This window comes from Streptomyces sp. NPDC039480, from assembly GCF_055597165.1.
The window spans coordinates 1033237-1058178 of the sequence record NZ_JBVITX010000002.1; the positions used below are offsets into that span (position 1 = coordinate 1033237).

Consider the following 24942-nt stretch of genomic DNA (forward strand, 5'->3'; position numbering starts at 1 on the left):
CGTGCTCGGAACAAGGTCAATGCCCGTGCCACGGATGGGCGTTGACGCTTGTCATCAACGTGACAACGTTGTTATAGGACGTACGGTGTCGGGGGTGCCCCGAGGGGGCGCCCAGAGGGGGGCGCCCGGAGGGGAGGGGCGTCGCTCCGGGTCATTCCGCCGCGGTGAGCCAGCGGTAGACCAGTTCCGGGCGGCCGACGTGACCGTACTGGGGGCTGCGGGCGGCGCGAGCCGTGTCGACCAGGTGTTCCAGGTAGCGGCGTGCGGTGATGCGGGAGAGGCCGGCCGACTGGGCGGCGGCGGTGGCGGTGAGGCCGTCCGGGGCGTTCCGCAGGGTGCGGATGACGCGTTCGAGGGTGGGGCCGCTGAGGCCCTTCGGCAGGGCTACGGGGCCCGGCGCGCGCAGGGTGGCGAGGGCGCGGTCCACCTCGTCCTGGCCGGTGGCCTCGCCCTCCGCGGCGGCGGTGCGGAACTCCGCGTACCGGGTGAGGCGGTCGCGGAGGGTGGCGAAGGTGAAGGGCTTCAGGACGTACTGGACGACGCCGAGGGAGACGCCCTCGCGGACGACCGCCAGGTCACGGGCCGACGTCACCGCGATGACGTCGGTCGGATGCCCGGCCGCGCGGAGCGAGCGGGCCAGCTGGAGGCCGTGGCCGTCGGGGAGGTGCAGGTCCAGGAGGATCAGGTCGACCTGGGTGCGGTCGAGCGTGCGGCGGGCCTCGGCGGCGGAGTGGGCGGGGCGGTCGATGGCCTCGAAACCCGGGACACGGTTGACGTAGAGGACGTGGGCGTCGGCGGCGACGGGGTCGTCTTCGACCACGAGTACGCGGATCACTGGGTGCTCCTGTCTTCACTTCCGTCACCCCGGGGCTGACCCGTCGGACCCTCACCGACGCCCTCGTCGTGCGCGCCCGGCACCGGGGGTTGACCCACCGCGCCCTCACCGGCGCCTCCGCCGTACGTGCTCGGCACCGGGTCCTGGCTCACCGTGTCCTCGCGGGCGCCTCCGTCGTGCGCGCCCGGCACCGGGGGTTGGCCCACCGTGTCCTCGTCGGCGCCCCCGCCATGCCGGCCCGGCACCGGGGGCTGTGCCCACCCGTTCCGCCATGCGGAACGTTTGCCCACAGCGGGGGCGGCGCCTGTCGGGTGTGGTCTCGCGGCGGGGGTGGCTGCGGAGAGTGGGCCTGTGGCGGGCGTGCCTGCGGAGAGTGGGCCCGCAGCAGAGGCGTTCGCGGAACGCGCGCCCGTGGGGTGTTTGTCCGCAGGGGGAGTGGCTTCGGGGCGTGCGCCTGTGGCGGGGGCGCCTGCGGGGCGTGCGTCCGTGGCGGGGGCGGCCGCGAGGTGTTTGTCCGTGGCGGGAGTGCCCGCGGAACCTGTGCCTGTGGCGGGGGTGGTCGTGGGGTGTTCGTCCGTGGCGGGAGTACCTGCGGAGCGTGCGGCTGTACCGGAAGTGCCCGCGGGATGTTTGCCCGCGGCGGGAGCGCCCGCGGGGCGTGTGCCCGAAGTGGGGGTGGCCGTGGGGTGTTTGTACGTGGCGGGAGTGGCTGCGGGGCGTGTGCCCGCGGCGGGAGTGCCTGCGGAGGGTGCGCCCGCAGTGGGAGCACCTGCGGAACAGCCGCCCGTAACGGGAGCGCCCGCGGTGCGATAGCCCTCGGCGGGTGCGGCGGGTGCGGCGGGTGCGGCGGGTGCGGCGGGTGCGGCGGGTGCGGCGGGTGCGGCAGGGGCAGCGGGGGCCGTCGGCGTGGCAGGGGTAGCGGGGGTAGCGGGTGGAGTGGGGGCAGCGGGGTTGGGGGACGTTGGTGGTGGCAAGGTCACCTCGAAATCTGCGCCGCCCTCCGGGGACTCCCGGACCGTCAGTGTGCCGCCGTTTCTCGTTACCGTTTGGTGGACCAGGGCCAGGCCGAGGCCGCGGCCTGTGGGGGCCTTTGTGGACCAGCCGCGTTCGAAGACCGCGGTGCGTTGTGCGGGGTCGACTCCGGGGCCCGTGTCGCGGACGCGGAGGAGTAGGCCCGCCTCGTCGGCCCGTGCTGTCACGGTGACGCGCGCGGCGGGCGAGCCCTGCGCCGCGTCGACCGCGTTGTCGATGAGATTGCCGAGGACCGTCACCAGGTCACGGGCGGGCAGGGCCGACGGAAGCATGCCGTCGTCGATGCTGCTGTCGGCCGAGACGACCAGCTCCACCCCGTGCTCGTTGGCCTGCGCCGCCTTGCCGAGCAGCAGGGCCGCGAGGACGGGTTCGCTGACGGCGGCCACCACCTGGTCGGTGAGCGCCTGCGCCAGCTCCAGTTCGGCGGTGGCGAAGTCGACCGCCTCGTCCGCGCGGCCCAGTTCGATGAGGGACACCACCGTGTGGAGACGGTTCGCGGCCTCGTGGGCCTGCGAGCGCAGCGCCTGGGTGAAGCCGCGTTCGGAATCCAACTCGCCAGTCAGGGCCTGGAGTTCTGTGTGGTCGCGGAGGGTGACCACTGTCCCGCGGCGCTCGCCTCCCGTCACCGGAGAGGTGTTCACGACCACGACGCGGTCGGCGGTCAGGTGCAGTTCGTCGACCCGGGGCTCCGCCGCGAGGAGGGCCCCCGTCAGCGGTGCGGGGAGCCCGAGCTCGGCGACGTTGCGGCCGATCACCGGGTCGTCCGCCACCCCGAGCAGCTCGCGGCCGCCGTCGTTGATGAGGGCGATGCGCCGCTGCCCGTCGAGCATCAGCAGCCCCTCGCGCACGGCGTGCAGCGCCGCCTCGTGGTAGTCGTGCATGCGGCTCAGCTCGGCGGCGTTCATGCCGTGGGTGCTGCGGCGCAGGCGCGCGTTGATGACGTACGTACCGATGCCGCCCAGCACGAGGGCCGCCGCCGCGACCCCGAGCAGCGCGAGCAGCTGGCCGCGCGCCTTCTCGGTGATCTCCTCGATGGTGATGCCGGCGCTGACCAGGCCGACGATGCGGCCGTCCCCGTTCTCGGGACCGCTCCAGATCGGCGTGACCACCCGTACCGAAGGACCCAGCGTCCCCGTGTACGTCTCCGCGAACGTCCTGCCGCGCAGGGCGTCCGCCCGGTGGCCGAGGAAGCGTTCGCCGATGCGGCGCTCGTCGGGGTGCGTCCAGCGGATGCCGCGCGGGTCCATGATCGTGACGAAGTCGACGCCGGTGTCCCGCTGCACCCGTGCCGCGTACGGCTGGAGCTCCCTCGACGGGTCGCTGCCGCGGATGGCCTCCCGTACCGAAGGGGAGTCCGCGACCGCCCGCGCCGCCGCGGTCGCCTGGTGGCGCGCGCCCTCCTCCGCCTGGTGCTTGTCGCTCAGATACGTGAAGAGCGCGCACCCGGCGACCACCACGGTGACCAGCACGATCTGCATCGCGAAGAGCTGGCCCGCCAGGCTGCGCGGCAGCCGGCGCGGGCGGGCCTGAGGGGTGCGGGACATGCTGCCAGTCTGCCTCCTCGTACAAGCGGTCGTATAAGTGCGAACTAAATGAACGCAAGGGTGACCGCCCTCACAGACCGGGAGATAGTCACCGGGATCGCCCGGGACGGAGAGCCGCTGCGCAGACGCGGCCGGTGAAAGCTCCCGGGACGGGAGCCGATCACCGGGACGTGAGCCGCACGCACCGCAGGCACCGCAACGCCGACGTCGTCGTTCAAGGAGGGCCCCGTGACCAGCACGGCCGACCCACAGGCGCAGCCCGCAGCCAAGCGGGACCGCACGCACTACCTCTACATCGCCGTCATCGGTGCCGTGCTGCTCGGCATCGCCGTCGGCTTCATCTGGCCCGACTTCGCCAAGGAACTGAAGCCCGTCGGCACCGGCTTCGTGAACCTGATCAAGATGATGATCTCGCCGATCATCTTCTGCACGATCGTCCTCGGCGTCGGTTCGGTGCGCAAGGCCGCCAAGGTCGGCAAGGTGGGCGGTCTCGCGCTCGCCTACTTCATGGCGATGTCCGTCGTCGCGCTCGCGATCGGCCTGCTCGTCGGCAACATCCTGCACCCGGGTTCGGGCATGGACATCACCGAGTCCGAGAAGGGCGCGGGCCACGACGCGGCCGACGAGGCCGACAAGGGGCTCGTCGACTTCGCGCTCGGGATCATCCCGAAGACGCTGGTCTCCGCCTTCACTCAGGGCGAGGTGCTCCAGACCCTCCTCGTCGCCCTGCTCGTGGGCTTCTCCCTGCAGGCCATGGGCCGCTCCGGCGAACCGGTGCTGCGCGGCATCGAGCACATCCAGCGGCTGGTCTTCCGGGTGCTCGGCATGATCATGTGGGCCGCGCCGATCGGCGCGTTCGGCGCGATGGCGGCCGTCATCGGCGAGACCGGCGCCGACGCGCTCAAGGCGCTCGCCACGATCATGATCGGGTTCTACGTCACCTGCGCGCTGTTCATCGTGATCGTGCTCGGCACGCTGATGCGCCTCGTGACCGGGGTCAACCTCTTCAAGCTGCTCAAGTACCTGGGCCGCGAGTTCCTGCTCATCCTCTCCACCTCCTCCTCCGAGTCCGCGCTGCCGCGGCTCATCGCGAAGATGGAGCACCTGGGGGTCAGCCGCCCGGTCGTCGGCATCACGGTCCCGACCGGCTACTCCTTCAACCTCGACGGCACCATGATCTACCTGACCATGGCCTCCCTCTTCATCGCCGACGCGATGGACCAGCCGCTCGGCATCGGCGAACAGATCTCGCTGCTGCTCTTCATGATGATCGCGTCCAAGGGCGCCGCGGGCGTCTCCGGTTCGGGCATCGCGGTCCTCGCGAGCGGCCTCCAGTCGCACAAGCCCGCGCTGGTCGACGGCGTCGGCCTGATCATCGGCGTCGACCGCTTCATGAGCGAGGCCCGCGCCCTCACCAACTTCGCGGGCAACGCGGTCGCCACGCTCCTGATCGGCACCTGGACCAAGGAGGTCGACAAGGAGCGGGTCACGGCGGTACTCGCCGGGCAACTCCCCTTCGACGAACGTACGTTGGTGGACGACGGCCATGGTCCTTCCCCCGCCGACGACGCCCGCGACGCGGACGCCGTGCCTGAGCCGCGCGACGACGGCAAGCAGCCGGTGAAGGTGTAAAGGGTGCAGGCGTAAAAAATCTGGGCGCCGCCCACGGCGTACGGGAGATTCCTCCTCGTACGCCGCGGGCGGCGCTTTGTTCCCGTTACCGGCTTCCCCGGCGCTCGCGTCGCCCTAGCGTGTCTCAGGGAGCGAGGACGGACGGTGGGTGGGGATGCACGGACTCGAAACGGTTCTGGTTCGGCTGGCGGCGACGGTTCTGGGGGCGGTCGCCAAGGCGGTGGTGACACCCCGGCCCGGGGCCGGCCTGGTCACGGCGCGGGTTCGCCCCGTGCCGAGGCCCGCGGGCCCGGAGAAGCTTGCCCGAGTGCTGGCCGGGCGGATCGAGGAGAAGTACGCGCAGGTGCCCGGGCACGAGCGGCTCGCAGCGGTCGCCGCCGTGCAGGACGGCTTCGCGGCGGCCGGGACACTGGACGCGGAGCGGCTGTTCGCCGTGGATCTGGATCCGCGGCGGCTGGCGGCCGGTCTGCGCCGTCCGGTGACGGATCTCGCCGAACGGGCCCAGACGCTCTATGCCGAGCTGTTGGAACTGTGCTGCGCCCATGTGGTCGAGGAGCTGACGGCCCACCCGTCCTTCGCGGCGCGAGCGGCGGTGGAGCAGACGCGGCGCACAGGTGAGCTGTTGCGCGGCCGGCACCCCGACGCGGCGGCCCCGTGTGGCTTCGAGCAGCGGTACGCGCACTTCGTCGCCGAGACGCACAGCCGTCTGGAACTGTTCGGCGTCACCATGGGCGGCCGTGCGCGCGCCGAGTGGTCGTTGGACACGGCGTACTTGAGCCTGGCGGTGAGCGGGGACCGGCAGCACGGCCCGCATGCCGACAGTGAGGGCATGCCCGGCGGCGTGGCGCAGGCCGCCGTCCGGGTGGAGCGGGCGCTGGCGGACTGCGATCGGCTGGTGTTGCGCGGGGCGGCGGGGGCGGGCAAGTCGACTCTCGTGCAGTGGCTCGCGCTGAATGCCGCCCGGCAGAGCTTCGGTGCGGAGCTGGCCGACTGGAATCGCTGTGTGCCGTTCGTCCTGCGGCTCCGATCCGTCCGCCTCCCCGAGGGCCTTCCGCTGCCCGAGGACTTCCTCGCCGCGGCCGGTGTGCCGCTGCGGGCACCCGCAGGCTGGGTGGAGGACCTGCTGGTCAGCGGGCGGGCGCTGGTGCTGGTTGATGGCGTCGACGAGGTGCCGGCCAAGCTCCGCGGTCGTACGGAGAGCTGGCTGAAGTCCTTGATCGCTGCCTTCCCCCGCGCACGGTACGTGGTGACCACCCGCCCGTCCGCGGTGCCGGAGGACTGGCCGATGGGGCAGGGCTTCACGGCGTTCACGCTGCTGCCCATGGAACAGGACGAGGTGCGCGCCTTCCTCGCACACTGGCACGACGCGGCCCGGCGAGAGTGCGCGGAGCCCGAAGGGCGGGAACTCCTGGCCCGGTACGAAGCGAGTCTGGCCGAAGCGGTGACGACCCGGCGCGACCTCGGGCGACTCGCGACCAACCCGCTGATGTGTGCGCTTCTGTGCGCCCTGAACCGTGACCGGCGCATGCATCTGCCCCGGGCCCGCAAGGAGCTCTACGACGCGGCCCTGGACTTACTGCTCATCCGACGGGACACCGAGCGCGAGGTCACTTCGGTCGAGGGCGTGTCCCTCTCGCTCGACGAGCAGACCGCTCTGCTGCAACGACTGGCGTACTGGATGATCCGCAACGCGCAGGTCGAGGCGGACCGGCGGGACGTCATCGCCATGCTGGACGAGTGGCTCGCGGCGATGCCACAGGTGCGCGCGCAGGGCGACGCCGAGCAGATCTTCACCCACCTGCTCATCCGCAGCGGCCTGCTCCGCGAGCCCGTCCCCGGCTCGGTCGACTTCGTGCACCGCACCTTCCAGGACTATCTGGGCGCGAAGGCGGCGGTCGAGGCCCGCGACTTCGGCGTACTGGTGCGCAATGCACATGACGACCAGTGGGACGACGTGGTGCGCATGGCCGTGGGACACGCGAGGGTGGAGGAACGCACCCGGCTGCTTCGGCAGTTGCTGCGGCGCGCGGACAGAACACGTGGCCACCGCGAGCGACTGGTACTGCTGGCGGCGGCGAGCCTGGAGCATGCGCCGGAGCTGGATCCGCAGGTGCGGCGGGAAGTGGAGCAACGTACGGAGCAGCTGATGCCACCGCGGACCGACGCGCAGGCCGAAGCACTGGCCCGAGCGGGGGAGCTGGTGCTGGAACTGCTGCCGGGTCCCGAGGGGCTGTCCGACCGGGAAGCCGCAGCTGTGGTGAGAACGGCCGCGCTGGTCGAGGGCGCGGCGGCACTGACTGTGATCTCCCGCTTCCGCTCCGACCGACGCATCAGGGTGCGCTCCGCGCTCGCCCGGGCATGGTCGTCCTTCGACGTCCGGAAGTACTTCGAAGCCGTCCTCGAGGGCACTGTGATGGCTGACGAAGTCGTGTCGATGAGCCGTGCGGAAGAGCTGGCGTGCCTGCCCCGCCTACCGGGACTGACCCACCTCAACCTCTTGGGCGATCACGGTCTTCCCGAGGTCGTGCTGCAACACGACGCCTTGGAGTTCCTGCAGTTCTCGGACAACCACTCGCTCGCCGAGCCGGCGGCTCTCAGTCGGCTGCCGCACCTGACGTCCCTGGGGATCGCCCGCTGTCCGGCCATCGCCGATCTGCGTCCCTTGACGAGCCTGCCCCTGCGGCGACTTCATGTGTACGGGCCGGCAGCTCCCATGTCGCTGGCCCCCCTGGAAGATCTGCACACGCTCCGCCATCTGGTGTTCGACTTCACTCCGGTGGAGAAGTCCTTGGACGAGCTCCCCTTCGCACCGCAGCTCAGCGGTCTCGGGTTCTTCCGCCAAGCCGCACACATGAGGCTGTCCGGGCTGGAGGCCCTGACCTCCCTGCGCTGGCTCACCGTCAACGAAGACCACCAGTGGCGCAGTTTCCTGGCGGCGGGGGACTTCTCCCCCTTGTCCACGCTGCAGATCCTCGACGTCCCCTGCGTCGATCTGTCCACGCTCTCCGCGCACCAGGGCCTCACCACGCTGTACGTGGGGCACGCCCGCCAGGTCGAGCGGGTCGCAGCGCTCGCCGAGCTGCCGCTGCTGACGGCAGTCGCGTTCGGGAACTGCGGGCCCCTCGACCTGACGCCTCTGGCGCATCACGAGAGCATCAACATCGAGCTCTACAACTGCCCCCAGGTCACCGGGCTCGACCTCTTCCCACCGGAGCGCCTCTACGTCGACTGAGTCGGCAGGGTCGACCGGCCCTCGGGCAGCGCCGCGATGATCTCCCGTACCCGTGTCACCGGAACCCCCGCCGACATGAGCGCCGTCGACGCGGCGGCGCGGCCTGCGGCCTCGGGGGCGAGGAGGCCGTCGTTGACGGCCTCCATCAGGCCGAAGAGCTGCTGTTCGTGGACGTACGCGAGGGCGGCCGGGGGCAGGGGGGAGGTGAACGCGCCCTGGCCGAGGCCGAGTCGGAGGACGTTCACGCACTCCTCGCGGACCGGGGCGAGGCGCTGTCTGATGCCCTCCATCGCGACGCTGCGCTGGGCGAGGGCGACGAGCAGGCGGTAGCCGTCAGCGATCTCCCAGACGGCCACCATCGAGTGAGCGAGCGACTCGGCGGGGTCGTCCGAGCGGGCGCGCCCCGAGGCGTGGGCCGCGGCGACCGCCTCCACGGCGCCGTCGATGAGCGCGCCGATCAGCGCCTCCCGGCTGGGGAAGTGGCCGTACACGGTCCTGCGGACGACGCCTGCCGCGCGGGCGATCTGGTCCATGGACGCGTCCGGATCGCGCAGCAGCTCGGCGAGCGCCACCTCCAGGATGCGGCGGCGGTTGGCGTCGGCTCGGCTCATGGGCTCCATTGTGCACGCGCCCGTTTTGCACACCAGTGTGCAGTGGCGTAAGTTGCACAGTCGTGTGTAATTGCACAGTGCTGTGCAACCAGTAGTGCTGCGTAACCAGTAGTGCTGTGCGAGCCGGCGGTGCTGTGCGAGGTCACCGGACAGGCGCGACGAGCACGGACTTATGTGGACAAGGAAGGGTGAGGCTTCGGTGGCTCTGCTCATGAAGCAACCGGTCGACGAGATGAAGGGGCCGTACGCGCGCCGGTGGTGGGCGCTGCTGGTGCTCTGCCTGAGCCTGCTGATCATCGTGATGGCGAACACGGCGCTGACCGTGGCCGCCCCCGACATGACCAAGGACCTCGGGCTCTCCAGCTCCGACCTGCAGTGGGTCATCGACGGCTACACCGTTCCGTACGCCGCCCTGATGCTGCTGCTCGGTGCGATAGGCGACAAGTACAGCCGGCGCGGCGCGCTCGTCCTCGGTCTCGTCGTTTTCGGCGCCGGATCGGTCGCGGGCTCGCTCGTCGACAGCTCGGGCGGGGTCATCGCGGCCCGCGCGGTGATGGGCTTCGGCGCGGCGATGATCATGCCGGCCACGCTGTCGCTGCTCGCCGCGACGTTCCCGCGCGCGGAGCGGGCCAAGGCCATCGTGCTGTGGACCGCCACGGCGGGCCTCGCGATCGCGGCCGGGCCGCTGGTCGCCGGCGCGCTCCTCGAGGACCACGGCTGGGCCTCGACCTTCCTGATCAACGTGCCGGTGGCCGCCCTCGCGATCGTCGGCGCCTTCGTGCTCATCCCGCCGTCCAAGGCCGGGCACTCCAACCGCATCGACTACGTCGGCGGCCTGCTCTCCGTCGTCTGGACCGGCGCGCTGATCTACATGATCATCCAGGGCCCGCACTTCGGCTGGGACGCCAAGGCGATCTCGGCGGCGGTCGTCGCGGGCGTCGGCCTGCTCGCCTTCGTGGCCTGGGAGCTGCGCCACCCGCACCCGATCCTGAACGTCCGCCGCTTCCTCGACCGCCGCTTCGCGGGCTCGAACCTCGCGGTGGCGCTCTTCTTCCTCGCGGTCTTCGGCGCGTTCTACTACCTCACGCAGCACCTGCAGTTCGTCCTCGGCTACAACCCGCTGGAGACGGGCGTGCGCATGCTGCCGCTCGCCGGCGCGGTCTTCGTCGGCTCGGCGCTGACGGGCTACTTGACCCCGCGCATCGGTATGAAGATCACCGTGTCGGCGGGCATGGTCGCGGGCACGGCGGCGCTCGCGCTCCTCACGCGGGTGGACGCGTCCTCCTCGTACGGGGACTTCGTCGCCCCGCTGATCATCCTGGGCCTGGCCATCGGCCTCGCCCTGTCGCCCTGCACCGACGCGATCATGGGCGCGTTCCCCGAGTCCGAACTGGGCGTCGGCGGCGCGGTCAACGACACGTCGCTGGAGCTCGGCGGCTCGCTCGGCATCGCCATCCTCGGCTCGGTGCTCGCCAGCTCGTACTCCTCGAAGCTGAGCGACGCGGCCGCTGCCTCCGGCACGAAGCTGCCCGACGGCACGCTGGACACCGCGCAGGACTCGGTCGGCGCGGGCTACGCGGTCGCCCAGGGCATCGGCGAGCAGGCCCGCGCGGTGGGCGAGAAGGCGGCCCACGCCGGCTCCCAGCAGCAGGCGGCCCAGCTGAAGGGCCAGGCCGAGCAGCTCGCCCAGGGCGCGGGCAAGATGGCGGACGCGGTCGGCTCCGCGTTCTCGGACGCGGTCGCCCACACGAGCCTGATCGGCGCGGTGATCCTCGGCGCGGGGACGGTGCTGGTGGCGGCGCTGCTGCCGCGCAAGGGCCGGGGCGAGGGCGCCCCGTCGGAGTCCGGGCAGGACGCGCCGGAGTCCGACGCGGAGAAGTCGTCCCGGGAGCGGCAGCCGCAGAGCTGATCCCTCGGACGCCATGAAGTCATGAAGCCATGAAGCCATGAAGGCCGGGCCGCCCCTCGGGGGTGGCCCGGCCTTTGTGCGTGCCGTGCCAGGCCCAGCGGGTCCGAGTGCCCGTCTCCGAAAATCAATCTTCGGAAAACCGTTGACACCACTCCAAGTGAAGTACTACGTTCTGACCACTTCACTTGCAGTACATCGAACGACGTGGCCTGATCCCCGCTTCCAAGGAGCCGCATGCGAAAGCTCGTCTACTTCATCGCCGTCAGCATCGACGGTTTCATCGCGGGCCCCGACGGCTCCGACCCCACCGGCCCCGACGGCTTCTGGCCGATCGGCCAGGACTACGTGCAGCACCTGGCCCAGGCCTATCCCGAGACCCTGCCGGCCCCCGCGAGGCAGGCCCTCGGCATCACCGCGGACGGGGACCACTTCGACACGGTCCTCGAAGGCCGCAAGACGTACATGAACGGCGTCGACGCCGGACTCACCAACGCCTTCCCGCACCTGCGCCACCTCGTCTTCAGCCGCAGCCTCACCGAAAGCCCCGACCCCGGCGTCGAGCTCGTCGCCACCGACCCGGTCGAGAAGGTGCGGGAGCTGAAGCGGGAGGACGGCAAGGACATCTGGCTGTGCGGCGGCGGTGAGCTCGCCGGAGTGCTGCGCGGCGAGATCGACCGGCTGGTCGTCAAGCTCGCCCCGCTGACGCTGGGTTCGGGCACGCCGCTGTTCGCGCGGAAGACCGCGTTCGACCCGGTCCTTTACGAGCGGACGGACGCTGTGCTGCTCGACAGCGGCACGATCTTCCTGACCTACGACAAGGCTGCCGGGGACACCGTCTAGCGGCCGGGCGCAGGGGACTTCAGGGGGAGGCGCCCTCCGCCGCGAGGGGGAGCCGATCGCTCCGTGCGCGTGATTCCCGTGCGTCCACCGCCGACCAGAGTGGCCGTATGACGATCAGCGAGACGATCACGACGGCCGCCACAGCCACCACGCCCACAACACCCACCACAGTCACTACGCCCACCACACCGACTCCGGAGCGACGGCCCGTACCGCTCTGGGCAGAACGCGTCGCCCGGCTGCTCCCCCTCCTCGCCCTGCCGGTGTGCCTGTGGCGGCTGCCCATCGGGTTCGACCACTCGATGGGCGCGGACATCGACCCGATGTCGTGGCCCCGGTGGGCCAACGTGTCCTACGTGGTCACGCTCAGCCTGCTGTCCGAGGCGGTCGCGCTGCTCTGCAGAGGTCTTGTGAGGCCGTGGGGCGAGGTGGTGCCGCGCTGGGTGCCCCGGCTGCGCGGCAGACGCATACCGCCGTACGCGGTGATCGTGCCCGCCACCCTCCTGGGGCTGCTCTTCACCGCGCTGCTGGTCGACTGGACGCTCTGCACCTTCCACCTCGCCGGGTTCTCCGACGTCCCGTACACCAACGGGTGGTGGCGGCTCCTGGCCGCCGTGACCAGCGGTCTGATGGCGCTGTGGGGGCCGCTGATCCTCGCGCTGACATACGGCTACTACCGGCGCCGGTGCGGCGCGCCCGCCTAGGCGGTGGTCGAAGCGGCCGTCGCGGCCGCCAGCCGGTGGCCCTCGCCCGCCGCGGCGCGCAGCAGCACGTCGGTCAGTTCGCCGGGCGTGGAGAGCATCGGCCAGTGGCCCGTGGCCATGTCGAAGAACGTGGCGTGCGGGCCGACCAAGTGCTGGACGAGCGGCAGGCCCGACGCGACCAGGGATTCCAGTGCGGCGATGTCCATCGTGCCGCCCGTGGTGCAGAAGACACCGGTCGTCGGCAGGGCGGCGACCGCCTCCGAGATGCGCAGCTTCTGGGCGTACGGGCCTGCGGGCGCGGGCGAGGCGAGACGCGCGAGCCGGTCGAGCGCGTCGTCGGGGACGCCCGCGAGGTTCCCGTGGGCCCGCCACTCGGCGCGAGTGGGCGCCGGGATGCGCCAGCCGTCCTCGGCCTGCTCCTGCTGGCGCAGGGTGCGGTCGCGGGCCGGCCCGTCGGGCATCTGCTCGCGCACCTGGTCGATCATGGAATAGCCGTCCCGGGGCATCGGCGAGTCCAGGTACACGAGCCGGGAGATCCTGTCCCGGCGCCGGTCGGCGGCGCCCGCGGACGGGTAGATGCCGTAGCAGTAGCCGACGAGCACGACCTCGGGCGCGTCGACGTGGTCGATCAGCTGCGCCACGTCCTCGATGTGGGTGTCGAGGTCGATGTCCGGTCCCGCCAGGTGGCGGCGGTCACCGAGACCGGTGAGCGTCGCCGCGTGCACCTCGGCCCCGGCCGCCCGCAGCCCCGCGGCCACGTCCCGCCACAGCCAGCCGCCCGTGTATCCGCCCGACACCAGCACGAACGCCGTCATGAGTCCTCCTCGTACGCCACGGTCCCCGCGGCCCGGCCGATCGGCCCCCCGCGCTCGCCGGTACGGTAGGAACTCCCCCTGAGGGAGGTTCAAGTCGTGTCGTCCGACGGTCAGTCACCTCACCGCACCGGCCCCGGCGGGACCGTTCGCAGCACCGGCCACGGCGGGACCGTTCGCCGCACCGGCCCCGGCGGGACCGTTCGCAGCACCGGCCCCGGCGGGACCGCGGACGGCGGCGCGTCCCCGGACGGGCTGCTGAGCATCGGACAGCTCGCCGAACAGGCGGGCGTCTCCGTCAAGACCGTCCGCTTCTACTCCGACCGCGGCCTGCTGCCCGAAGCCGCCCGCAGCGGCGGCGGCCACCGCCGCTACGGCCCCGAAGCCCTCGACCGGCTCCGCCTCATCCGCTCCCTGCGCACCCTCGACCTGCCGGTCCCCGACGTGAGCCGGGTCCTCGACCGCGAGGAAGAGCTGGCGGACATCGTCGCGGGGCAGCTGCGGGAGGTCGGCTCGCGGCTGGCCGCCCTGCGCTGGCGGGAGGCTGCCCTGCGGCTCCTGACCGACTGCACCCCACGGGAGCGCGCCGGGCGGCTGCGGCTGGTCGGCGCCCTCTCCTCGCCGCCCGGCACCGACGCGCTCGCCCGGTTCTGGCGGTACTGGCTGCCCGCACGACTCCCGGCCAAGGTCGTCACCGCCGTCGTCGACCAGGCGGTGCCGACGCCGCCCGACAGCCCCACCCCGGAACAGGTCCTCGCCTTCGCCCGGCTCCAGGACTTCGTCACCACTCCCTGCTTCGTCTCGGGACCCCGCGCCGGCACCGACTACGGCCAGCCCGAGGCGCACCTGCCCGGCAAGGGCTACCGCCCCGCCGTCCTCTACGAAGGCCTCCCCGAGGCATACGAACTGGCCTCGGCACAGCTGCGGGCGGACCGGACCCCGCACGGGGGCGAGGCGCTCGACTGCTTCGTCGCCGTCCACGCCGCCGCCCTCAACCGGCGCGACACCGCGGACTTCCGCCGCGAACTGCACCGCATACTCGCCGCCGAACCCCGCATCGACCTCTACTGGCAGCTCACCGCCGAGATCCTGAGTCCGCCGCAGGGCCCGCCGGAGCCGACGCCCGGAGCCGCCGACAACTGGCTCCGGGCGGCACTGGCCGCGACCGCGTCGGACCCGGACTACGGGCGTGTCCACACCGCGACGTAGTCGACCGCCATCGCATGGCCCGGCCGCGTCGCCGCGGTCGGTGTCCTGTGGCCCGCCACGCCGTCCGGGAAGCCGCCGCCCATCGCCACGTTCAGCAGGAGGAAGTACCCCTGGTGGGAGGTCATGTCGGTCCACGTCTTCGTCGAGAAGCGGTCCTGGCTCAGAGTGTGGAAGCGTTGCCCGTCGACGTACCAGCGCAGCTGATTGGGCGTCACCGAGCGGTCCCACTCGAAGCGGTACGTGTGGAAGGCCGACTGGCAGGCGGCACCGGGGCAGGGGCGGCTGGCGCCCAGGCCCTGCGTCTCATTGCAGTCGCCGCCCGGGTTGACGCCGCAATGCAGCACGCCCCACACCGAGTTGACGCCGTTCACGTTCTCCATGACGTCGAACTCGCCGATGGACGGCCAGTTCTGGTAGTTGCCCCGGTAGGGCGAGCCGAGCGCCCAGAACGCCGGCCAGTACCCGAGCGCCGCGTCCCCCGTGACATCCGGCATCCGGATGCGCCCCTCGATGGCGAGCGTGCCGCCCGCCGGAGCCTTGAAGTCGCTGCGCCGCGTCTCGATCCGCGCGGAGGTCCACTTGCCCGCCGCGTCCTTGCGCGGGGTGATCCGTAGGTTGCCGGCGCCGTCGAGAGCGAGGTTGTCACGGGAGTTCGTGTACTCCTGGATCTCGCCCGTGCCCCAATTGGGCGGTCCGCCCGGGTAGTTGTGCCCGAGGTCGACCTGCCACTTCTTCGCGGAGGGCGCATTTCCCGCGGGACCGTTGAAGTCGTCGCTCCACTTCAGTGACCAGCCGGGGGCGGGCGGCGGCACATCGCCGCTGGCCGTCCCCGGCATCATCAGCGCCCCGAGCAGGCCGACGGCGGCGAGCCCGGCCAGGAGGGGAGTCCTGCGCATCGCGCGAGACGTGCGGGCTGTGCGGGCTGAGGGGGCCGTGGGGGTGGTGGGGACCGTGCTCATCGGGCACCTCCGTGGTGGGGGCGGGGAGTGTGACGGCGAACGGTGAGAGCGCTCTCAGAACTGTGCTGCTGGTTTTGTAGTTGTGGTCGCGGCGCGCGTCAATGGCTGCGGTGCGTCAACTTCCCGAAGCCACGCGGCGGTTGCCTCCCACACTTACCTTCTGGTGCGTACCTGACTAATTAGTCGGTACTTGTGGGGGATCGGTGCCCCGCCAACGATGGTGACCATGACGAATCACCCCCTCACGGACCCCTCCCTCGCCGATCAGCCCCGCCCCGCCGTGGCCGTCCTCGGACTCGGCGCCATGGGCCAGGCCCTCGCCGGTGCCTTCCTCGACGCCGGTCACCCCACCACCATCTGGAACCGCTCCGACGGCAAGGGCGACGGACTCGTCGCCAGGGGCGCCGTCCGCGCCACCACCCCTGGGCAGGCGGTCCGCGCCGCCGAGGTGGTCGTCGTCTGTGTCGTCGACTACGACGCCGCCCGGGCCGTGCTCGACCAGGCCGCCGACGACCTGCCCGGCCGCCTCCTCGTGAACCTCACCTCCGACACCCCGGAGCGCGCCCGCGAGGCCGCCGCCTGGGCAGAGGCGCTCGGCGTCGACTACCTCGACGGCGCGGTCATGGTTCCCGTGCCGATGATCGGCACACCGGAGGCGCTGATCTTCCACAGCGGCACGCGGTCCGCGTACGAGAAGTACGAGCCGACGCTCAAGGCCCTGGCCGGGCAGACCGCCTATGTCGGGGAGGACCACGGGCTCGCGGCGGTCCACGACCTGGCCGTCCTCGACTTCTTCTGGACGGCGATGCACGGCCTGGTGCACGGCTTCGCCCTCGCGGCCACGGAGGGCGTGCGGGCGGCGGCTCTCGCCCCGTACGTGAAGGTCCTCGCCGCCCTGTTGGCGAACGTGATCGACGGTACGGCGGCGGACCTGGACGCGGGGAAGTTCCCCGGCGACCTGGACAACCTCACCGTCGAGGCGGCGAACGTACGGCACATCGTGCGCGCCGCCGAGCACCGCGGCCTGGACGCCGCCGCTCTGCGCGGCGTCCTCACGGCGGCCGACAGGTCGATCGCGCTGGGGCACGGCGCCGACAACTGGACCTCGATCGTCGAAGGCATCCGCAACCCCGTCTGACCGACCCGGGCGAAAGCTGCCCTGGCCTTGACGCCCACGTCAAGGATTACCGTCTGAGCATGCGAATCGGCGAGCTCGCGGCGCGCGCGGGGACGACCACGCGGACGCTGCGCTACTACGAGTCCCGCGGGCTGCTGCCCGCGCGGCGGTCCGGCAACGGCTACCGCACGTACGACGAGGACGACGTGCGGCTCCTGGAGCAGATCAGGACCTTGCAGGACTTCGGGTTCGATCTGGAGGAGACCAGGCCCTTCGTGGAGTGTCTGCGCTCCGGCCATCCGGAGGGCGACTCCTGCCCCGCGTCGCTCGCCGTGTACCGCCGCAAGCTCACCGAACTCAACGCGCTGATAGGCGAGTTGACTGCGGTGCGCGATCAGGTCGGGGCGCAGCTCACGCGCGCCGAGGCGGCGCTCGAAGGCGGCCCCGAGCCGCGGTGTGAACTGACGGGATGAGGAGTGTGGCGGAGTGAAGGCAGCAGGTGTGGCCGAGGTGACGGACGCGGATTTCGAGGGGGAGGTGCTGCGCGAGGCGGACCGGCCGGTGCTCGTGGAGTTCACGGCGGACTGGTGCGGGCCGTGCCGGCAGCTGGCGCCGGTGCTCAGCGAGATAGCGCGGGAGGAGGCGGACCGGATCAAGATCCTTCAGCTGGACGTGGACCGGAGCCCCGCGACCGCGATCGCGTACAAGGTGCTCTCGGCGCCGACCATGATCGTGTTCCGTGGCGGTGAGCCCGTGCTGCAGATGGTGGGCGCGCGGGCCAAGCGGAAGCTGCTCGCGGAGCTGGCCGACGTGCTCTGAGGGCCGACGGCGCGCGGAAGAGCACAAGAGAAATGCCCCGGACGAATTGACGTCCGGGGCATTTCTCTGCGTATATTGGATTCTTTCGCGAAGCTCTTGCCATTTGCGCATGACGACTTCACGAGAAGCTTTATACGAGCACTGTAACTGGCGAGGGGCTGAATTGTCAACCGAGGAATTGCGTGAAGAGCAGCAATTCGTCTCCGGGCTGTACGCACGCCTGGACGCGCTGCGCGAGGAGGCCGAGACCGCCGTGCAGGCTTCGTTGTCGCAGGTGGGCACCGGTCTCCAGGCGCGTCTGGAGCGTGACGTACTGGTGGCGGAGCAGTCCGGGCTGCTCGCCGCCTTCGACGCGGGGGAGAACGGGCTCTGCTTCGGACGGCTCGAATTCCGGGACGGCCGCGACCATCACATCGGCCGCATCGGAATCCGCGCGTCCGACACCGAACGCACCCCGCTCGTGATCGATTGGCGCGCCGATGTCGCGCGCCCCTTCTATCTCGCGACGGGCCACACCCCGATGGGGCTGCGCAGACGCCGGCACATCACCACCGAGGGCCGCGAGGTCACGGACCTGCACGACGAGATCCTGGACCTCGGCGACACCACCCGCACCGGCTACGAGAGCGCCGACGCCGACGAGGTGCTCCTCGCCGCGCTCGACTCCGCCCGCACCGGCCGTATGCACGACATCGTGCAGACCATCCAGGCCGAGCAGGACCGCATCATCCGCGCCCCGCACCGCGGCGTCCTCGTCGTCGAGGGCGGCCCCGGCACCGGCAAGACGGTCGTGGCGCTGCACCGTGCCGCGTTCCTGCTCTACGCCCACCGGGAGCTGCTGGCCAAGCGTGCCGTGCTGATCGTCGGCCCGAACCCGGCGTTCCTCGGCTACATCGGCGAGGTGCTGCCCGCGCTCGGCGAGACCGGCGTGCTCCTCTCGACGGTCGGCGAGCTCTTCCCCGGCGTGACGGCGACCGGCACGGACAGCCCCGAGGCGGCCGAGGTGAAGGGCCGCGCCGAGATGGCCGACGTGCTCGCCGCGGCCGTACGAGACCGGCAGCAGACCCCCGAGCCGGGTGAGCCGCTGGTCATCGAGCACGACGACGGCGACCTGATCCTGGACTGGACGATCGCCGACCAGGCGCGCGAGGCGGCCCGCGCCGCCGACGTGCCGCACAACCTCGGCCGGCCGCACTTCGCGTTCCGGATCATCGACGCGCTGACCGCGCAGCTCGCCGAGCGCATCGGCCACGACCCGTACGGCGGGCCGAACTTCCTCGGCCCCGACGACATCGCCCAGCTCGGCAAGGGCATCGCGGCCAGCGCCGAGGTGCACGCGGCCATCGAGGAGCTGTGGCCCACGCTCACCCCGCAGCGCTTCCTCGCCGACTTCCTGGAGGAGCCGACGGGGCTGAGCGAGGCGGACGCGCGGGCGATCCGCCGTCCGTACGACGCGCCCTGGACGCCCGCCGACGTGCCGCTGCTCGACGAGGCCGCCGAACTGCTCGGGCACGACGACAGCGCCGAGCGGGCCGCGGCCGAGGCCGAGCGGGCCAAGCAGATCGCGTACGCGCAGGGCGTGCTCGACGTCTCGCGGGCCTCCCGGACGTACGAGTTCGAGGACAAGGACGAGGACGACGCCGAGGTCCTGCTCGCGCACAACATCATCGACGCGGAGCGGATGGCCGAGCGCCAGGAGGAGGCCGACCACCGCAGCGCCGCCGAGCGCGCGGCCGCCGACCGCACCTGGGCGTTCGGGCACATCATCGTCGACGAGGCGCAGGAGCTCTCCGCGATGGCCTGGCGGCTGCTCATGCGGCGCTGCCCGACCCGCTCCATGACGCTCGTCGGCGACCCGGCGCAGACCGCGGAGGCGGGCGGCTGCGGCTCGTGGGAGTCCATCCTCGCGCCGTACGTCGAGGACCGCTGGGAGTACACCCGGCTCGGCGTCAACTACCGCACGCCCGTGGAGATCATGGAGGTGGCGGCGGAGGTGCCGCGCGTCGACCAGCCGGACTTCCGGCCGCCGAGTTCAGTGCGGTCCACGGGGGTACGTCCCTGGGCGCGCCGGACCGACGACCTCGCCGCCGCCGTGGCCGACGCGGTGGCCGCGGAGGCGCGGGACGAGGGCCGCCTCGCGGTGATCGCCCCGCGCGACCTCCACGCGGAGCTCGCCGCCCGGCTGCCCGGGGTGACGGCAGGGCGGGCCCCGGACCTGACGCGGCCGGTCGTCCTGATCGACCCGCGGCAGGCCAAGGGCCTGGAGTTCGACACGGTCCTGGTCGTCGAGCCCGCGCGGTACGGCACGAGCGACCTCTATGTGGCCCTGACCCGGGCCACGCAGCGCCTCGGCGTGTTCTTCACCGAGGAGCTGCCCGTGGCGCTCAAGGGGATCGACGGCTGAAGGGGGCCCGGCAGGAGCTGAGGGGGCCCCGGCAGGTCACACCGGGCGCAGCCACACCGTGGCCAGCGGTGGCAGCGTCAGGCGCAGGGACGCGGGGCGGCCGTGGGACGGCACGGGGTCCGGCTTGAGGGGGTCGGGGCTGGTGACGCCCCCGCCGCCGAAGCGGGCCTCGTCCGTGTTCAGGACCTCCTGCCAGGCGCCGAACCCGTCCGGCACGCCGAGCCGGTAGGCGTGCCGCACGACGGGGGAGAAGTGGGAGACGGCGAGGAGCGGGGTGCCGTCCCCGTCCTCCGCCGGGTACCGCAGGAAGGCGAAGACGTTGTCCTCGGCGGCGTCGCCCTCCACCCAGGCGAAGCCCCCGGGGTCCGTGTCGCGCTGCCACAGGGCGCCCTCGCGGCGGTAGACGGTGTTCAGCTCGCGGACGAGGTCGCGCATGCCCCGGTGGTCGGGTTCGGCGCCGTACGCCGGGTCGAGCAGCCACCAGTCGGGGCCGTGCGCCTCCGACCACTCGGCGCCCTGCGCGAACTCCTGGCCCATGAAGAGGAGTTGCTTGCCCGGGTGGGCCCACATGAAGCCCAGGTAGGCGCGCTGGTTGGCGCGCTGCTGCCACCAGTCGCCCGGCATCTTGGACACCAGCGACCGTTTGCCGTGCACGACTTCGTCGTGCGAGATGGGCAGGACGTAGTTCTCGCTGTACGCGTACACCATCGAGAACGTCATTTCGTTGTGGTGGTACTTGCGGTGTACCGGCTCCTTGGAGACGTAGTCCAGGGAGTCGTGCATCCAGCCCATGTTCCACTTCAGGCCGAAGCCGAGGCCGCCGAAGCCGCCCGGCCCCTGGTGGTGCGTCGCCCGCGTCACACCGTCCCAGGCCGTGGACTCCTCGGCGATGGTGACGACGCCGGGGCAGCGACGGTAGACGGTGGCGTTCATCTCCTGGAGGAAGGCGACGGCGTCGAGGTTCTCGCGGCCGCCGTGCGCGTTCGGCGTCCACTCGCCGTCCTCGCGGGAGTAGTCGAGGTAGAGCATCGAGGCCACCGCGTCGACGCGCAGGCCGTCGATGTGGAACTCCTCGCACCAGTAACTGGCGTTCGCCACGAGGAAGTTGCGGACCTCCTTGCGGCCGTAGTCGAACTCCAGGGTGCCCCAGTCGGGGTGCGCGGACCGGGCCGGGTCCTCGTGCTCGTACAGCGGCCGGCCGTCGAACTCCGCGAGCGCCCAGTCGTCCCGCGGGAAGTGCGCCGGCACCCAGTCCATCAGGACGCCGATCCCGGCCCGGTGCAGCGCGTCGACCAGGAACTTGAAGTCGTCGGGTGTGCCGAGGCGGGCGGTCGGCGCGTAGAAGCCGGTGACCTGGTAGCCCCAGGAGCCGCCGAAGGGATGCTCGGCCACGGGCATCAGCTCGACGTGCGTGAAGCCCAGGTCCGCGACGTAGGCGGGCAGCTGCTCGGCGAGCTGGCGGTACGTCAGCCCCGGACGCCAGGACGCGAGATGCACCTCGTACACGGAGAAGGGCGCCTCGTGGGCCGGTACGCCCGCGCGGCGCGCCAGCCACTCCTGGTCGTGCCACTCGTGGTGCGACTCGTGCACGACCGAGGAATTGGCGGGCGGTATCTCCGTGCGGCGCGCGAGCGGGTCGGCGCGCAAAGTCTTGGAGCCGTCGGGACGGGTGATCTCGTACTTGTACAGCTCGCCCTCGCCGACGGACGGCACGAACAGCTCCCAGACGCCGGTGCCGCCGAGCGAACGCATCGGGAAGCCGGTGCCGTCCCAGAAGTTGAAGCCGCCGACGATCCGCACGCCCCGGGCGTTGGGCGCCCACACCGTGAACCGGGTGCCGGTCGCGCCCTGGTGGATCATCGGCCGCGCGCCGAGAGCGGTCCACAGCTGTTCGTGGCGTCCCTCGCCGATCAGGTGCAGATCGAACTCGCCGAGCGAGGGGAGGAAGGAGTACGCATCGTGTATCTCCAACTCCGTGTCCTCGTACGCGACATGGAGGCGGTAGCCGTCCGGCGCGGCCCGCAGCGGCAGGACCGCGGAGAAGAAGCCGTCGCCGTCGTCGCGCAGCTCGGCACGGAGGTCCTCGGCGACCACGGCGACCGCTTTGGCGTACGGACGCAGCGCCCGGAACGCGATCCCGCCGGGCACGGGGTGCGCGCCAAGGACGCCGTGCGGGTCGTGATGCGTACCGCCCAGGAGCCGGTCCCGGTCGCTCGCCGGAACGGGCGATTCGGTGACGGCGGGCGGCACGGCCCCGGGCGCGGTCACCGCCCGGGTCCCTCCGTCGGCCCCGGACTTCGGCTGCGCCGCGCGTGGTCCGGACGTCGCTCCGTTGCCCTTCGCCGGTGTTTTCGCCGCCGTCTTCCTGGTGCTCTTGGTGCTCTTGGTGGTCTTCGCGTGCTTCTCTTCGGACGGTTTGCGGGGGCGCGGGGTCACGGGGGAGGCCTCCTCCGGAGGAGTGGTCAGTGGGCGTCGTCGGCGGGGCCGTCCTGGGTGAGGCGGCGGACCGCGGCCATCGGGACCGGCAGCCAGTCGGGGCGGTGACGGGCTTCGTAGAGGACTTCGTAGACGGCCTTGTCGGTCTCGTGCGCGCGCAGCAGCACGGGGTCCATGCGCGGGTCGCGGCCCGAGACCTCCGCGTATCCCGAGCAGTACGCGGCCCGGCACCCGTCGGCCCACTCGGGGGCCCAGGTGCCGTGGGAGGCGGCGTAGTCGAAGGAGCGCAGCATGCCCGCCACGTCGCGGACCGGCGGCTGCGGCAGGCGGCGCTCGGCGAGCGGGCGCGCGGGCTCGCCCTCGAAGTCTATGAGCGACCACTCGCCGTCGGGGGAGCGCAGGCACTGCCCCAGGTGCAGGTCGCCGTGGACGCGCTGGGCCGTCCACTGCTGGCCCTCGCCGCCCAGGTCGGCCAGCGCCTCGAAGGCGGTGAGCAGCCCCGGGGCGTAGGGGCGCAGCGCGGGGACGGCCTGCGCGGCCGCGGTGAGCCGCTCCGCCATGGCGTCCGCCGCCGCCTCCACCTGCGCCCGGCCCAGGGTGACGGTGGGCAGCGCGGCCGCGAGCGCCGCGTGCACCTCCGCCGTGGCGCGACCGAGGGCCCGCGCCTCACCGGTGAAGGTCTCGCCCTTGTCGCGCATCCGCAGGGCCAGCTCCCAGCCGTCCTCGGCCCCGGCGAGGTACGGCTGGAGCACCCCGAGGCCGCAGCGCTCGGCGTCGTCGGCGCCGGCCGACAGGTCGGCGAGGAACCACGCGGCGGGCGCGGGCACCCGTGCGCAGCCCTGCCGGGCGAGGTGCAGCGGTATCTCGAGGTCGGGGTTGACGCCGGGCACGACGCGGCGGAAGAGCTTGAGGATGAACGTATCTCCATAGATGAGCGAGGAGTTGGACTGCTCGGTGGCGAGCAGCCGCGGGACGAGCCCGGAGGGGATCTCGGCGCTCATCTCGCGTTCGAAACGGAGGACGCCGTGCCGGCCCGGCATGCGCAGCCGCTCCAGGAGCAGCTCGGTGAGGTGCCGGTCGTGCAGCGCCTCGTACACCGTCGCTCCGGCGAGGGGGCCCTCGGTGACGTGGCCGATGAGGGCGGGCGCCAGGTGCGGCGGCAGGGTGCGGCGGACGCCGAGCAGCAACTGGTAGCAGTCGGTGGGCCGTTCGGCGCCGACGCCGTCGAGTGCGGCGCCCTGCGCGGGGATGATCGGCTGGCGGACGCGCAGGAGGATGTGGAGCAGGCCCGACGGTGAGCCGTGCGGCAGGAGTTCGGTCGCCGTCACCGCTTCCAGGGCGCTGATCGGGCGCCCCTTCCCGGCGAACCACCGCTGCCGTGGCAGCCACTCGCGCAGCAGCGGGTCGAGCGAGGCGAGCAGCGCGGTGGCGTGGGCGGTGGGGCGGATGGCGGCTTCCGACATGGCGTCGCGTCCTTTCCGCGTCGCGGACGAGGCAGGGTGCGGGAGTGCCGGTGGTGCGGAGGGAGAGTGCCGGTCGTTGCGTAGGAGTGCCCAGGGCGGGGCGGCGGAAACCGCCCCGCGAGGGCGTCGCGCTGCCGGAGCCTACGCCGGTTCCTTGCGCAACCGGAACCAGTAGAACCCGTGGCCCGCCAGTGTCAGCAGGTACGGCAGCTCACCGATGGCCGGAAAGCGCACCCCGCCGATCAGCTCCACGGGATGGCGTCCGCTGAAGGCCTGCAGATCGAGCTCGGTGGGCTGTGCGAAGCGCGAGAAGTTGTGCACGCACAGCACGAGGTCGTCGCCGTCGTCGCCGGTCGAAGGGGCTTCCCGCAGGAAGGCGAGGACCGCCGGGTTGGACGAGGGGAGCTCGGTGTAGGAGCCGAGTCCGAACGCCGGGTTCTGCTTGCGGATCTCGATCATGCGCCGGGTCCAGTGGAGCAGCGAGGAGGGGCTGCTCATGGAGGCTTCGACGTTGGTGACCTGGTAGCCGTAGACGGGGTCCATGATCGTGGGGAGGTAGAGCCGTCCGGGGTCGCAGGAGGAGAAGCCGGCGTTGCGGTCGGGGGTCCACTGCATGGGGGTGCGCACCGCGTCGCGGTCGCCGAGCCAGATGTTGTCGCCCATGCCGATCTCGTCGCCGTAGTAGAGGATCGGCGATCCGGGCAGGGAGAGCAGCAGGGCGGTGAAGAGCTCGATCTGGTTGCGGTCGTTGTCCAGGAGGGTGGCGAGGCGGCGGCGGATGCCGATGTTGGCGCGCATGCGCGGGTCTTTGGCGTATTCCGCGTACATGTAGTCGCGTTCTTCGTCGGTGACCATTTCGAGGGTGAGCTCGTCGTGGTTGCGCAGGAAGATGCCCCATTGGCAGCCGGAGGGGATGGCGGGGGTCTTGGCGAGGATTTCGGAGACGGGGTAGCGGGATTCGCGGCGTACGGCCATGAAGATGCGGGGCATGACGGGGAAGTGGAATGCCATGTGGCATTCGTCGCCGCCGTTCTGGAAGTCCCCGAAATAGTCGACGACGTCCTCCGGCCACTGATTCGCCTCGGCGAGCAGCACCGTGTCCGGATAGTGCGCGTCGATCTCGGCGCGGACGCGTTTCAGCAGGTGGTGGGTGCGCGGAAGGTTCTCGCAGTTGGTGCCCTCCTCCGCGTACAGATAGGGGACGGCATCGAGACGGAAGCCGTCGATGCCGAGGTCGAGCCAGAACCGCAGAGCCGAGATGATCTCTTCCTGCACGGCCGGGTTCTCGAAGTTGAGGTCGGGTTGGTGGGAGAAGAAGCGGTGCCAGTAGTACTGCTTGCGGACGGGGTCGAAGGTCCAGTTGGAGGCTTCGGTGTCGACGAAG

At 71.8% G+C, this 24942-nt stretch carries 17 protein-coding genes and 1 pseudogene; 10 read left to right on the top strand and 8 right to left on the bottom strand.

The features are described from left to right. Positions 1-151: 151 nt before the first annotated feature. Both ACZ56E_RS10580 and ACZ56E_RS10585 read right to left on the bottom strand, forming a co-directional pair. Positions 152-835 carry a response regulator gene (locus ACZ56E_RS10580; RefSeq protein ID WP_468608739.1) on the bottom strand — a complete coding sequence of 228 codons (684 nt, stop codon included), beginning with the start codon at positions 833-835 and terminating at the stop codon, positions 152-154. A gap of 968 nt (positions 836-1803) precedes the next feature. Then, a pseudogene (locus ACZ56E_RS10585) lies at positions 1804-3345 on the bottom strand (sensor histidine kinase); the annotation flags it as partial. A 294-nt stretch (positions 3346-3639) separates the two neighbouring features. On the opposite strand from ACZ56E_RS10585, the gene ACZ56E_RS10590 reads away from it, so the two are divergent. Both ACZ56E_RS10590 and ACZ56E_RS10595 read left to right on the top strand, forming a co-directional pair. Continuing rightward, the gene (locus ACZ56E_RS10590) at positions 3640-5043 is read left to right on the top strand and encodes a cation:dicarboxylate symporter family transporter (RefSeq protein WP_471213041.1); all 1404 of its coding nucleotides are present in this window, start codon (positions 3640-3642) and stop codon (positions 5041-5043) included. Positions 5044-5197: 154 nt separating this feature from the next. Next, positions 5198-8275, top strand: a complete 3078-nt coding sequence (locus ACZ56E_RS10595; protein ID WP_471213043.1) for an NACHT domain-containing protein — start codon at positions 5198-5200, stop codon at positions 8273-8275. On the opposite strand, the gene ACZ56E_RS10600 is transcribed toward ACZ56E_RS10595, so the two are convergent. Then, a complete protein-coding gene (locus ACZ56E_RS10600; protein ID WP_471213046.1) occupies positions 8263-8895 on the bottom strand; it encodes a TetR/AcrR family transcriptional regulator in 633 nt (210 codons plus the stop codon). The two genes, ACZ56E_RS10595 and ACZ56E_RS10600, sit on opposite strands and share 13 nt — an antisense overlap. A gap of 202 nt (positions 8896-9097) precedes the next feature. On the opposite strand from ACZ56E_RS10600, the gene ACZ56E_RS10605 reads away from it, so the two are divergent. From ACZ56E_RS10605 to ACZ56E_RS10615, 3 genes are all read left to right on the top strand, one after another. Further along, positions 9098-10795: an MFS transporter gene (locus tag ACZ56E_RS10605; protein ID WP_471213048.1), complete on the top strand. Its 1698-nt coding sequence runs from the start codon at positions 9098-9100 to the stop codon at positions 10793-10795. A gap of 234 nt (positions 10796-11029) precedes the next feature. After that, complete coding sequence (locus ACZ56E_RS10610; RefSeq protein WP_471213050.1) at positions 11030-11635, top strand: dihydrofolate reductase family protein; 606 nt, start codon at positions 11030-11032, stop codon at positions 11633-11635. A gap of 107 nt (positions 11636-11742) precedes the next feature. Continuing rightward, the gene (locus tag ACZ56E_RS10615) at positions 11743-12339 is read left to right on the top strand and encodes a hypothetical protein (RefSeq protein WP_471213053.1); all 597 of its coding nucleotides are present in this window, start codon (positions 11743-11745) and stop codon (positions 12337-12339) included. Here ACZ56E_RS10615 and ACZ56E_RS10620 read toward each other — a convergent pair. Next, complete coding sequence (locus ACZ56E_RS10620) at positions 12336-13154, bottom strand: alpha/beta fold hydrolase (RefSeq protein ID WP_471213055.1); 819 nt, start codon at positions 13152-13154, stop codon at positions 12336-12338. The genes ACZ56E_RS10615 and ACZ56E_RS10620 overlap by 4 nt on opposite strands. 252 nt (positions 13155-13406) lie before the next feature. Between ACZ56E_RS10620 and ACZ56E_RS10625 the strand changes: the two genes are divergently transcribed. Further along, on the top strand, positions 13407-14360 hold the full coding sequence (locus tag ACZ56E_RS10625) for a helix-turn-helix domain-containing protein (protein WP_471213162.1): 954 nt from the start codon (positions 13407-13409) through the stop codon (positions 14358-14360). Here the strand turns inward: ACZ56E_RS10625 and ACZ56E_RS10630 are convergent. Next, entirely contained in the window at positions 14333-15256 is a 924-nt protein-coding gene (locus ACZ56E_RS10630; protein ID WP_471213057.1) for a glycoside hydrolase family 16 protein, read from the bottom strand. The genes ACZ56E_RS10625 and ACZ56E_RS10630 overlap by 28 nt on opposite strands. Positions 15257-15545: 289 nt before the next feature. On the opposite strand from ACZ56E_RS10630, the gene ACZ56E_RS10635 reads away from it, so the two are divergent. From ACZ56E_RS10635 to ACZ56E_RS10650, 4 genes are all read left to right on the top strand, one after another. After that, complete coding sequence (locus tag ACZ56E_RS10635) at positions 15546-16457, top strand: NAD(P)-dependent oxidoreductase (protein ID WP_471213060.1); 912 nt, start codon at positions 15546-15548, stop codon at positions 16455-16457. 59 nt (positions 16458-16516) lie between these two features. After that, positions 16517-16909, top strand: coding sequence for a MerR family transcriptional regulator (locus tag ACZ56E_RS10640; protein WP_398301372.1), 393 nt, complete (start codon positions 16517-16519; stop codon positions 16907-16909). A gap of 13 nt (positions 16910-16922) precedes the next feature. Then, positions 16923-17255, top strand: coding sequence for a thioredoxin family protein (locus tag ACZ56E_RS10645; RefSeq protein WP_468608719.1), 333 nt, complete (start codon positions 16923-16925; stop codon positions 17253-17255). Positions 17256-17418: 163 nt separating this feature from the next. Continuing rightward, the gene (locus ACZ56E_RS10650) at positions 17419-19659 is read left to right on the top strand and encodes a HelD family protein (RefSeq protein WP_471213063.1); all 2241 of its coding nucleotides are present in this window, start codon (positions 17419-17421) and stop codon (positions 19657-19659) included. A 36-nt stretch (positions 19660-19695) separates the two neighbouring features. Here ACZ56E_RS10650 and glgB read toward each other — a convergent pair whose 3' ends face one another. The 3 genes from glgB to treS all read right to left on the bottom strand — a co-directional run. Then, positions 19696-21927 carry a 1,4-alpha-glucan branching enzyme gene (glgB, locus tag ACZ56E_RS10655; protein ID WP_471213163.1) on the bottom strand — a complete coding sequence of 744 codons (2232 nt, stop codon included), beginning with the start codon at positions 21925-21927 and terminating at the stop codon, positions 19696-19698. Positions 21928-22121: 194 nt separating this feature from the next. Next, complete coding sequence (locus tag ACZ56E_RS10660; RefSeq protein WP_471213065.1) at positions 22122-23558, bottom strand: maltokinase N-terminal cap-like domain-containing protein; 1437 nt, start codon at positions 23556-23558, stop codon at positions 22122-22124. 141 nt (positions 23559-23699) lie between these two features. After that, positions 23700-24942 (bottom strand): maltose alpha-D-glucosyltransferase (gene treS / locus ACZ56E_RS10665; RefSeq protein ID WP_471213067.1); only part of this gene is annotated, 1243 nt, incomplete at its 5' end.